The organism is Dysgonomonas gadei ATCC BAA-286, assembly GCF_000213555.1.
Classification (GTDB): Bacteria; Bacteroidota; Bacteroidia; order Bacteroidales; family Dysgonomonadaceae; genus Dysgonomonas; species Dysgonomonas gadei.
Genome location: NZ_GL891988.1, coordinates 99,402 through 112,314, shown reverse-complemented (window position 1 = coordinate 112,314; position 12,913 = coordinate 99,402). Strand labels below are relative to the sequence as shown.

Annotated in this window: 8 protein-coding genes; 2 read left to right on the top strand and 6 right to left on the bottom strand. The window is 35.9% G+C overall.

Annotation, left to right across the window (positions count from 1 at the left end; genetic code table 11):
* Positions 1–180 precede the first annotated feature (180 nt).
* Entirely contained in the window at positions 181–1,044 is an 864-nt protein-coding gene (locus HMPREF9455_RS16935) for a helix-turn-helix domain-containing protein (RefSeq protein WP_006800963.1), read from the top strand.
* Between the two features lie 270 nt (positions 1,045–1,314).
* Complete coding sequence (locus HMPREF9455_RS16930) at positions 1,315–2,451, top strand: fimbrial protein (RefSeq protein WP_006800962.1); 1,137 nt, start codon at positions 1,315–1,317, stop codon at positions 2,449–2,451.
* Between the two features lie 107 nt (positions 2,452–2,558).
* Here HMPREF9455_RS16930 and HMPREF9455_RS16925 read toward each other — a convergent pair whose 3' ends face one another.
* From HMPREF9455_RS16925 to HMPREF9455_RS16900, 6 genes are all read right to left on the bottom strand, one after another.
* Positions 2,559–3,863 (bottom strand): APC family permease, encoded by a 1,305-nt coding sequence (locus HMPREF9455_RS16925; RefSeq protein ID WP_006800961.1) that lies wholly within the window; start codon positions 3,861–3,863, stop codon positions 2,559–2,561.
* Between the two features lie 18 nt (positions 3,864–3,881).
* Positions 3,882–4,739: a hypothetical protein gene (locus tag HMPREF9455_RS16920; RefSeq protein WP_006800960.1), complete on the bottom strand. Its 858-nt coding sequence runs from the start codon at positions 4,737–4,739 to the stop codon at positions 3,882–3,884.
* A gap of 2 nt (positions 4,740–4,741) precedes the next feature.
* Complete coding sequence (locus HMPREF9455_RS16915) at positions 4,742–6,946, bottom strand: HEAT repeat domain-containing protein (protein WP_006800959.1); 2,205 nt, start codon at positions 6,944–6,946, stop codon at positions 4,742–4,744.
* 78 nt (positions 6,947–7,024) lie between these two features.
* Entirely contained in the window at positions 7,025–8,578 is a 1,554-nt protein-coding gene (locus HMPREF9455_RS16910; RefSeq protein WP_006800958.1) for a DUF6850 family outer membrane beta-barrel protein, read from the bottom strand.
* A 25-nt stretch (positions 8,579–8,603) separates the two neighbouring features.
* Positions 8,604–9,854 carry a DUF4876 domain-containing protein gene (locus HMPREF9455_RS16905; protein WP_006800957.1) on the bottom strand — a complete coding sequence of 417 codons (1,251 nt, stop codon included), beginning with the start codon at positions 9,852–9,854 and terminating at the stop codon, positions 8,604–8,606.
* A 26-nt stretch (positions 9,855–9,880) separates the two neighbouring features.
* On the bottom strand, positions 9,881–12,751 hold the full coding sequence (locus tag HMPREF9455_RS16900; RefSeq protein ID WP_006800956.1) for a TonB-dependent receptor: 2,871 nt from the start codon (positions 12,749–12,751) through the stop codon (positions 9,881–9,883).
* Between the last annotated feature and the right edge of the window lie 162 nt (positions 12,752–12,913).

The following is a 12,913-nucleotide window of genomic DNA, read 5'->3' as shown; positions in this document are numbered from 1 at the left end:
TAAAGGATGGCAGACATTCTAAAACGAAACTCCCTCCAAAAATATATACAACTGATAATCAGAACACAAGCAATCTGCCAGATCACAAATAAGATAAAAATAGCCAAGGAACCTAATCCTGAACCAGAACATTCCATATTTATCGATTGTTAAAGAAGTAAATACGTTCAAATTACATATATGACCATACCAACTCCTAATCTAGAAAAAGCCTTGACCGAATATGAGAATACTCAACAAAACTATATTTTACCTTTAGAAAAAGATGATTCATTTAAGGTACATTATATAGATAATGAAAAAGAATTCACAATAGGCATACCCGGCGAAAACAGTATCATCTTTGTGATGAAAGGCAAGATACTGGTTCAGAAAGACGATTCTGAGCATAAGTTATTCGATGACAACAGTATGTTTTTTATATCCAAAGTATTCGGTCCATACAAAAGTGTCACTAAAGAAAGTACCATATATATCGAGTTAAAATCAGACAACCTTCTCCCGTTTATCGACCAGGTTTTACTGAATCAGATAGTGTCACTATATGCCCCCGATCCTATAGAATTAAATAAATTACTCATAAAAAAGACCTTACGTTATTTCTTATCGGGAATTATCTATTACAGACGAAATAAGATATTCTCAAAATATGTATATGATATCAAGAAAAAAGAGTTTGTCTTCCTGATGCGCACATTATATGACAAGCAGACTCTTGCTGCTTTCTTCTCTCCAGTACTACTTAGCCAGAATCATTTCAGGATAGGTGTACTAACTAATTACACACATAACAGCACGGTAAAAAGCCTGGCTGAGAACTGCTTTATGACTACCAAAACATTTACGAGAAAATTTAAATCCGAATTCGGGACCACCCCTCATAAATGGATTGTACTTCAGAAAGTAAAAGGGCTGGAATATTATCTGGCTCATCAAACCGTATCGATAGATACTATCCTGTCTGAATTCCACTTCTCTAATATGGCAGAGCTTCTTCAGTTTTGCGACAAACATAACTTAAAGGCTAAATTACTAAGCAAATAGACGTTTCTATCTTTGTCCCTTTTAATAGATATTTTGTCCCTTTTTCTTATTATGTGGCATAAGTATTCGCATTACTTTTGTGCTGTAATGTAAGTATAAGCACATTGATTTTTGCGGACAAACTGTAACCCTCTTTACAAATTATAAAAGAGAATATTTTCCGAATCCGTTAAAAAAGGAGCAGAGAAGAACCGGCCATTCATCTCAGGAAAGTCATTGTCTCAAAACTCACAAGGAAAATCAAAAAAGTATCTATTAAACCTATTCAAAATGAATTCAAAAAAACTATTTCTATTTGCAATTATTATTGCACTTCTCTCTGTGTCATGCGATAAAATAGAAGAAAGCGATGCGCCTGTTGTAGTAGCAGGACAAAAAGCAAGCATAAGTTTACAAATTTCAGGAACATCACAAACCAAAGCTTCAGGCAATCCTACTCAGGAAGATAAAGTGCTCAAATTAGATGCGTTTGTTTTTAATGCCGACGGGACACTCGAAGCTCTAAAAAGCCTTACAAGCCAAAACAACAGTATAACAAAGCTGGACAACATCGCTGTAACAAGTGGGTCTAAGAAAGTATTCGTCCTGGCTAACTACGCAGGAGATGTATCATCTGTAAAAACTCTTAGCGAACTGCAAAAAATAACATCGGATCTTAAAAATGAAAAAGAAAACGGCCAACTGACAATGTCGACAGATGTGACTGAAATCTCCGTTGTTCCGGGTAAAAATTATTTAGGTTACTCTACAAATCCGTCCGATGGTACTTCTCTGGAGCCTCATACATTTGTCCTTAGCAGATTAGCTGCAAGAGTAAAAATAGAAGATATGCAATGGCAAAGTTCCGAATATACTTTCGAAGAGCCAACTGCTTTCATCCTGAATGCTGTGCGTAACTCCAATGTTACCAGCCCTTCTCTTTCATCTTTACCTGTTGATTATTATCAGGGATTTTCAGGAAACGGGGACTTATATCCTTCAACAAGCACAATATTATCCGGTGCTGAAAACTTCTTAACTTCAACGGCGTCGAATAATAACACATATTTCTATCTTTACGAAAATCAGCCGGTAGAAAGTAAGATATACCCTACAATGATCGTATTGAGAACTAAAGTTAAACAAAGCAACAAATACATCAATAATGTACCCGGACGTGTCGATGCTAACGGCTACACATACTTCCCTGTAATTATAAACCTGGAAGGAACTAACTCTTCTGTATCAGGCGGAGGTTCTAACAGCCACCAATATGTAAAACGAAACAATACATATAACATCAAGACTGTAGTAAAAGGTTTAGGTACAAGTAATCCATTCAGTTCCGAAGCTCCTTCATCATTGAATGTACAGATTACAGTTGCACCCTGGGCTTTGACTATTTCACAGACCAGAGTATTCGAATAAGATTATTTTTTCAATATCAGAAGGAGGCCCAATACAAATGTATTGGGCCTCCTTTTTTATAACTCATAATCTTACAATCCGACAATACTATTAGGAGGAACTCCCGATTATATTTTATTCGGGCATTTCTTAGGTTTAATAAAATAAGTTGCCAATCCCAATATAACATTTATTAATCCGGCTAAGCTCTCATAAGTGTTATTAAGGAAAGCGAATACAATCATCCAGATAGCCACTATTGCAAATATAATTTGAAAAAAAGGGAAAAATGGACTCTTATAGCCTTCTATAACCTTCCCTCTATTCCGATATCTTAAGATAAACACTCCCACAATAACCAATAAAGAAGAGAAGGTGAGCAATATACCGCAATAAATCATTATTTGATTAAATGTTCCGGTAATAATTAATATAGAACTAATAGTGAACTGCAACCATAGCGCTTTTACAGGAATTCCTTTTGAGTTATTTTTAAAATACCGCCATAGATGATGTCTTTCAGATATACTTGCTGTAACTCTGGGGCCAACCCATACCATAGCACTAATACCGGAAATAAGCAAAAGTGAAATTCCGGTGCTGAATATTTTCGCAAATCCGGGTCCTAGCATATATTCACTGGTAATGGTTCCAATATTCAATTTCCCCACTAATTCTGATAAGGGCACATGACTAAGGAAAGTAATCTGTAGCAACGTATATAAGATTGTAACAATTAAAGTTCCTCCAATCAATGCAATAGGTAGAGATCTTTGAGGGGTTTTAAATTCTTCAGTTATATATGCAGCAGCATTCCACCCTGAATAAGAATAAGTAACATATATAAATGAAACAGCAAATGTCGCTGATGTAATTTCATTCACATATGACGATTCAAAACTAATTGCATTATTAGGTTCGGTTGGGACTATTACTCCTACCAGTATAATAACCAGAATTAAGAATACTTTAAAAAAAGTAGTTATATTCTGAAACTTAGAACTTGAATTCAGATTACGACTATGTATTAATGTTATTATTGCAATGAGAGCAATACAGATTATTTGGGGATACCCGGTTTTGACAGGAAAATATTCAGTAAAAGCTAAAGCTGACAATGCTATGGGAGCAGCAAAACCTACAGTTAACGATATCCACCCGGACAAATATCCTATTACGGGATGATATATTCCGGAAAGAAAGGTATACTCACCTCCCGATTTCTTAAAGAAAGTTCCAACCTCGGCATAGCTAAATGCTCCACATAATGCCAATATGCCGCCAAGTATCCATAGGGTAATAATTGAGGCTGTATTTGTGATACTTTCGAGTTGAAACCCGAGACTTGTGAAAGCCCCGGTTCCAATCATATTCGCAACAACAATCGATATGCCAGTATAAGCACTGATCTTAGTTATCTTTTCTTTGCTCATCAAAAATCAAACTTCTATTTATTTTGATGATCTATAAAAATCCTGAAGTAATTTGTAAGATTGTACAGTGCTGTCTGCATTCATATATTTATTACGCAATGTCCTATAATTATCCAGAATATGCACACCTTTATAGTAAATAGCCGAATCTACTTCTGCTGTAGGAGTGTGTTCTTTGGGATAAGTATAGACAAAATTCCCCATTTCGGGCATAGAATATGTAGGTATTCTGAATGCGTTTCTTTCCACAAATTTACCAGTGGATTCAGTTTCCAAAAATGCATTAATAAAGAAGTCTACAGCATAATCGGGATAGCCAAAAAGATAGCCGTATCCTCTCCACCTCTCAAATTTATCACTACATTCAATTGTACTGACAACTACATTAGGATCGGTCCCCGGTACTAATCCAAACTGGCCAAAAAATTCTTCTTTAGCTTTCAATAAGCTGTCCAGCGAACTTTTTCTAACAACACTTAATTGTAAGATTCTGTTTTTCTTTTGAGGGGTTTGATATGGAATAAGCACTAATTGAAGATCAGGAATGCTCGATTTGTTTATAGCTTTCACAATCGCGTACAACCGATCCAGATATTTCCCATGAATAGATCTGTCCAATATTTTAGAACTTGAAACCTTTGTACTATCATTATTCGCTATCGGATAATTGAATGTAACTAACGAGCTCATTGGCTTTAGATCTCCTAACAATGTAAACAAAGCCTCATTGTCAAGACCAATCTGTAAGACTGAATCTATAAAATGTTGCTCGTAAGAATCGAAAACTATATTTGCAGATGGCTTTACTCTTTGTGAACTACATCCTACAAATATGACAATAAGCAATGTCAATAAAGATATTGTGATATATTTCATTTTTATTTAGATTTTAGTCTGTTTATACTTTTAGTTGTTTCATTGATTAAATCGCTGTCTTTTTCAATAGACAAAATTTCGTTTAACTTTTCAATAAGATATCCTTTTCTATATGAATAGTTGAACCATCCCAGCGCTTCTATCGTTACAGAACGGATTGCCTTTTCGTTCGCAGTATCAGCAGCAATTGACAATAACGTATCTATACCATCCGATGCGGGCTGGTTACGGAATCTTGTTATATCAAATATTCTGTTCTTCGCCTTTTCCTCCGTGTTGGTAATCAATGAAAGGCTACTATCCTTACTTTTCTGAACAGATTCTATCTCTTTCAGCGTTTTGTCCAGCATATCACTGCTGTAAAATGGTCTTCCTGCAGCTTGTAATTCTAATTCTGCTTTCAGTTTCTCGAGATTGACCATTCTTAGCCCCGATGAGATTTTAAAGTTTATACGTTTTGAGGTATTATCGTTCAATATAGCCTTCGCAAGAGATGAAATTAGCTTTTCCGATCCGTTCTTTACAATATATTCTGCTGCATAGCGGCGGGTTAGTTCGTAGCTGTCTGACATGGCTGCAGCTAAAACCTCAATGAAATCATCATTATCCATTCTCGACAATAACTGTAAGGCTTCAAGTCTTATAACCATATCCTGAGATTGGAAATAGGTCTGTTTCAACAGATCTGAGATGTTTTTATAATCGTTATCAAAAAGTACACGTAGCGCTATTGTTTTTATATCTGCATCTGCTTCCGATAATGCTTCCTTCCAGTATGCGATATCATTCTTATGAATTGTAAGCGCTTCATTAATATTGATATTCGAATTCAGATTCTTCGCAAAATGATACGTTGGATCTCCGATGATATGCGTTTCAAGAAAATGGACATATTTCCCCCATAATCCGATGCGAATACCACTGTTTAGTAAGCCCAAAAATTCATCAGGCCATTTATCCTGAATAGTATTAACTGTATTTCCTTGTGTAACGATGGTTTTACCACTATTAAATAAATATGCGCCGGCAATGTATTCATCTTCATAGAACGACCCGTTGTAGCAGGCATCAAACATCACAAAACGCGCATTAGGTGTTATTGTGTAAATGTCCCTTACCAGAATATCCAGAGAATCATTCAATATGGAGTCCTGGGCAAGTATGGCCGGATCAAATGCCTCCTCGCACCAAGACCTGGGAACATCTAACGATTTCATATAATACTCAATTGTCTCTTCTTTATCCTTTCCTTTTTTTACAGCACCGGAGATTTTACTTCGTAGATACAGCTTTATGTTTTCTTTAGATGTATTTACATCGCTTCCCTCTTTATATCCGTTTATATACTGATAATCATTCGATCCATGATGATGGAATAGCATTACATCCAAATCAGGGCGTTGGACCTCGTTCAGCCAATAAGCTTTCATTGGCCAATAAGAATCGAACTCCATAAATTTCACAAAATTATTTGCAGCAAATAAATTAGGAAATTGCTCCTTTAACGCAAGTTGTTCTCCCGACCATGCTACTCTCGACTCTGAGTTGTATCCATGTCCTCGTGCTACAGTCAGATTATCGATAATATTACTTTTTTCAGAAGAACGTATATCTACTACTTTTTGCAGATAGGCTCGCAGCTGGCTGTATTTATCCGTTTTACCGTTTTCAAGAGGTCTTATTCGTGCTGAATAAATATTAGAAGAAAGGACTTGTTCCGAGTCTGGCCGAAGTGAGTAATAAAAGTATAAAGATTTTATCGAGTCTTGTTTTAGATAATCGAATTTTAAACCAAAATCATCGTAAAACCTGTCAGAAGGCACGCTTGACTGTTGCCAGTTTCGTTTCTGGTCCATTTTGAATGCTGAGGTTAAATGCTGGGCATCGCGTAGCATCGGAATTGGAATATCCCCAACGAGAACAGTACCCTCCAGTGGTGCTTCTTTATCATTATATAGTTTGATTAATATCTCGCGTATCTCATCAGGCTTGGTCCATGTATGAGATATTATATATGTACCTAATCCATCATTCTCGATGATCTTCTTATATTCGTCTACTTCTTTTTTAGCTTCTGCATAGCTTTTACTATCAATTATTATTGCAAAAGTTGTCTTCGTATTAATTGATGGCTTCACAATGCTTTGCCCGCATACTATGCTGGATAATAGCAAACTAATGGCCAATAACAAATAAGTTTTTTTCATCTCTATTTTAGTTTTTTTGATCTTTATAAATGAAGTAAAGGAAATGAAGTGATTTCTTCATTTCCTTTACTGAATTATTTAGAAATTACATCCTATTGATATTTGTAATCGATTTCGATTACCAAACTCATAAGAAGTAGCTTTCGTATATCTAAACTCAGCCTTAGCAAACAGATTGGCCAGTATATCTTTTTTTATCTTTTGAGAATATGTTAGATTTGCGCCCAAGGAATAAAAGTTGGAATTAAGATAATCTGTATCAGTCTGTTCAAATTGGGTAACAACTATATATTCAGGATGGCTGCCATTGTAACTGTATCCTCCCGACAGATTGTTATTATAACTATAGTCGGCTCCCAATAACACTCTTCTCTTTAATACATCATCTGAAAGAATAAAATTCTTTTTTATTCTGAATTGAGCAATAAGATTTTCGGCATTTTTTTCAGATCGCGGAGTAAGATAGACATCTTCTTTGTTTGTATATTTCACTCCAATTCCGAATTTCCAATTATATTCCAAGTCTCTGTCAATTGTAAAATCATAATCGAGTGATGCTTGTTGAAACTTATACTTTGAGCGTATATCTTTATATATAGTTACATATCCACTCTGATTCTCTGTATTATCATATTGTGTTATAGCTTCAATTCCGTCTATTTTCTTATCTGCATAATTCAGGGTTAAATAGTGAGTGGTTTTATTGAGCCGTTTATTCAATTGCAACTTACCACTCCATATTTTACTCTTGACTGTTGCATTTTCTTCAGGCGATGTAAATGATATTTTTACATCCTCTACTTTATAATTATAATTTGATGAAAATAGCAAATTGAAGAATCCCTGATAATTATACTGAAATCCTCCTCCAATACCATTTCCTTCATAATTTGTCGTACGCCCGGATCCCAGTCCCCTGGTAGCTGTCCCCAATCCATACAAAGCATAGTAGTTCTGATCTACATAGACATTCACATTGGACATATTCGATTCTTCCTTTAATGTTTGGAAATCAAAATTTGCACCTATGTGATGGTTATTATTGATAGAGTATACAATTCCCGGTTTTACCTGTAATATATAGAAGTAGTTTTCGGTGCGAATATCCCGTTGCTTAGCTCCACTAGCAGCATTGTAGCTACCTTCTAACCCCAGGGACAATTTATTCCATATTTTAGGTGTCACCACTTTGAACTGTAAATCGTAGATCTGATTGTTCCACTTACTCATATTGGTATCTGCAACCATATATGGCATATCCCGGTACGGATCAATAATAGAAGCATTAAATTGGGTATCTTTAATATTAGAACGAGTATAGTTAAACTTACCCCAAGCATATACATTTCCCACAAATACAGCTCCTTCAACATCAAACTTGAGATCATTGATTTTCTCTCCTGTTTGTGGACGATGGAAACTACCCGAATGAGAATCGTATGAGAATTTTACCTCCGCGTAATCTATCGGTTTATCCAGTAACAAACCGGCAGCATTATTTGTGTACATCCATTGGCTTCTATCTTTGAATGTTTCAAATGCAGCAGGAGTGTTTATTTTATCTTGTCCATACGCAACCATTGAGAATACAAATAGGATAATTGCCGAAACAAGTTGTTTAATATTCTTCATCTTTTTCTTTTTTAGTCTTCAATCTTTATTTATTGGACAACGTATGATTCCAACTTGGCATCTTTGATCCATAACGTCTGAATTCAGGGACAACTCCTCTATCAAAGTCCTCTGTACTATTATTGAGGTCTTGCAAAATAGGTGTCCCATCTTTATGCTCTCCTATTTTTTTACGAGCCACTCCCTGTGAATTATACGTAGCCCCAACATATGTCATACCTTTGTCTAACGCTGCCGGAACACGTTTAGCTGTAAGCATACTCTCATTATGCCCTGCTTCTACTGCATCTATAACATAGGTTATCGGAATTTTGGCATACAATTTGGTCGCCGTGACAGATAAATCCTTGGTTCGCATAGACAGATCATTTACAGGGTCGTAAACATCCCCCGCAAGAGGTTTAAAAATAACGTATGCTCCTCCAAAGACAGATGTCAAATATTGAGGTAAACTTCCTTTTGTCTCTAATCCGTCATAGAATACATGCGTCATATCTATGGCTGGCTGATCCGGATAATTAGCATTATCCATATTGAACTCAAATTCAGAGGAAAATCCATTTATCGGGGAGTTCGGATTATATTGAGGTAATTGGTGGTTAGCAGCGAACTGAGAAATAACACACGATTCTCCCGGTGCCAGAGGGTAATCTGTCCCATTTCCGGGAAATTTCCATACACGTTCTGCATACACGTATCTATCTCCATCTTCTTCCGGCCATAGGGGAAGTTTTGTTGTAGCTGTAAGCGGGGCTAAATTGGCAAAGTGAACTCCATCGAGATATATTATCTGATCTTCAGAGTTGTTATATATTTCGTAAAATTGATTCCTAAAATAAAAATTCGCAGTACCTGCATAGAATATTTCCTTAAACATTAAATCATTCTTACGCAATCCATTTACAGTTATATCTATCGTAGCTCCGTCTTCAACAACCGGGAAGTTTACTTTATTTCCATTCAATAAATAAGTATCATGAGAATCATCGATAAACTCTCCGCTTACGTCAATCTGATAAATGCCCGGAATAACTTTCAATTGCGTTATTGAACTTTCATTAAGTTCGGAGGTATAGACAGTACCGTATTTTACATTTTTAAATGTAATAGTAAAACCTTCGTATGAAGTTACTCCGGGAACTAAGGACTGTACACTAATTTTTACATCTATTTCGCTAACTTCCCCAGCATCGGATGCTTCTTCAAAAGAATTGCAAGCCATAAATAAGAGCGAGCTAAATAACAGGATATATGCTAGTATGTTTTTTGTTTTCATTTTCTTATTACTGGTTTATATTACTTTTACAATGTCAGAGATAGTTCCATCCCAAAAAAGAACTGTTGCTGTTGTTTCCTATTCCTGTAAGTACTAGGTTCCCGGTTAGATCTAATTTTATAATAAGTTCGAAACATATTATTGGCAAAAAATGAAACCCGCATATAATTGCCTAATTCCTTCGTTACATTTATATTAAATGTATATGCAGGAGGATAATTCTCTCTGATATAGTATTTATCATTAACCTGTCGGATTAATGGCTTAAATTCAGCTTCATCTTTCCTACCCGGGTCAAAATCATATACTAATCCATCATTCTTCGATATATATTTTACAGGAATAGAGTCGTTTCCGTAATTGTACCATTGCGATTCGTTCCAGATAGCCTGCGCTGTCAGAGTAACAACAAAACCTATTTCAGGAATATTGTGCGTGGCTCTCAATGTAGTAGTAAATCGCTGGTAGTTATTCTTTTCCATTCCTTTCTCATACAATGCTATATGAGTCCGGTTTTTCTCACCCGTTCCGCTATTACCATCAAAAAAGGTATAATCGCTCGAATAACTTTGATTCCTGATCCACATCCCATTTATAGAAAATGCAGTTCTGATAGCATCAAAACGTCCCAAGTTGAGATCAAATTCAACTCCTTTAGCTTTAGATTGTATATTATTAGTCGGTGTATAATATTTTGCTAAAACAGGTAAGGCCTCTGTTTGTACAATCTCGTCATTAATCCTTTGGTAAGCATAATAGGTGACCGGCCTGAAACTATTTATTGTAGGAGACATGGAGTAACCATCCTGTAATCTGTCAATGAAGCCGGTTACTGATAAGGTAGCTTGCTTTATATTCAAGTCAAAACCTACCTCAGCTTTTTTACTTTTGGCTATTTTCAGGTTTTTATTCTGCGTATCGAATACGCGCGTAGTTGTAATATACAATCTTTCACTTTCAGGGATAGCCTCGTTGCTTAACTCATCTATATTTACATATTCAAAATATGCTAATTCGGGATATAGAAACAGGGTGCTCGGGGCTTTTGCCGTTACCCCATACCCTCCCCGGATAGAGAGTTTTTGAGGAATTATTTCGAAAGAAGCATTTACCCGGGGAGAGAAAACATCTTTTACTACCGATATTTTATCATATCTAAGCCCTCCGGTTATCTGAAGTTTGTGGTCTCCAAAGCTGTATCTAAAATTTTCTTCGGCAAATAATCCCAATTGCTTAACATAGGGGATATCTTTATAGCTTCTTGGTCGGAAAGAGGCGTTTGGAGCACTTAGATCTCTATAAGGAGGTTCTGTCTGGCTAAAAGTTTTACCAGCTCCTTCATTTCCGTCAGTTTTGAAATCAGCCCCGACTAAAATAGTATGGTTTGTATTTCCCAATCGCTTAAACAGAGTACCCATCAGTTTAGCAAACACATTCACTTCTTTTCCTTCTATATCATATCTACCTTCATAACTAGCAGGCAGTTGGACTGCATATAAATTTGCATCTGCATCACTGAAGTTTGTAATTTTATTACCATTATTGTCAAAAATATCGACTCCGGGTCTGTTGGATAAAACAGTTCCATCATTTGTCGTCATCGAATAGGGAGATGTCGCATTTGTATACAATTGAGACATATAACTCTTTTTGGATGTATAAGAAGCAGAGGCAACATACCGTATATTCGACAACCACGGGGTAGCGATCCGTAAAATACCATTCGTATTAAGGGTTCCGCCAATGTTATCTCCTTTTTGATGCAGCTTGGTTATTTCATCATCGGGATTCTGCCTTCTTCTATCAGCACCATAAACTAAATCAATCGATGTATTTGTAGATAACCGATCAAAAAACCGGTTAGAATAAAGAACCTTAATATTACTACGTTCGTAAGTTTTATATGACTCTGTAGGATCATTGGTATTATGCGCATAATCTCCACTTACATTTAAAGCACCTTTATTACCTCCCAGATTGAATCCTGATGCAGCTGAAAACTGATAAACATTTGAATTTGTCTTGGCTGCGACACGTAGAGGGTGCTGACCTGCTCTCGAGTTTATAATAATAGCTCCAGAGGTGAGGTCCCCATATTGTACAGAAGGAATGCCTCTTATAATCTCTACCGATTCTATATTATCAGTAGAAATCAGCCGAAGATCTGTTCCGCCGGTTGGAGGAGTACCACCCGCTAAAGTTGTTGTTGCTCCGGCAACAGAAGGACTCATTAGCTGCAAATTAGCATTATTAGAGATAGGTGAGCCATCTTTGATAATAGATAAACCAAAAGTATTCATCATTGAAACTCCCAAGTTATCGGCCGAGACTTCTCTAATTTTAATCTGCTTAGCATTCGTCAGGTTAGGATTAGATGTTAGACCTCCCGGCAGTAATGATGCAATATCTGATAAGTTAGTTGCCTGGAGGTGATCAATCGCATTACGGGATATGAAAGATGCCGTAGATTGTCCGGCCTTATTATTCGTCGCTGTAATAACTACTGTCGATAGCCTGAAGTTCTCTTTTTTCAATGTAAATGATAATGAGATATCTTTATTGACTTCAAGCAATGTGTCAATCTCAAGCATGCCTACATACTTGGCTTTAAATCTTACTTTTCCGGAAGGAATATTTTGCATGGCAAAATATCCATCCTCATTAGTTACTGTCCCCATCGCATATTCAGGAATAGAAACCGTTACATATTCCATCCCTACCAATTGTTTTTGATCACTTTCCTCAAGGATTTTTCCGGAAATACTATATTTAGGACTTTGAGCGTTAGCAAAAGATATGCAAGAAAAAAAGAGGATGAGAATGGAAGCTATGATTTTGAATGGAGAGTTTAATTTTATCCAAATATTTTGGATATTCTTAATCTTTATCTTATTCATTTTTTTATTGTTATTTTCACAAAAATTAAAATACAATGCAAAATTCGTTCTTTCTTTTATCTATATAAATACCTAGAAATTGCGATTTATAATATAGAATCTCATTATTTATAGTTATTCGATCGATGGCATTTTTACTATTTAACATAAAATGAAAAGAAA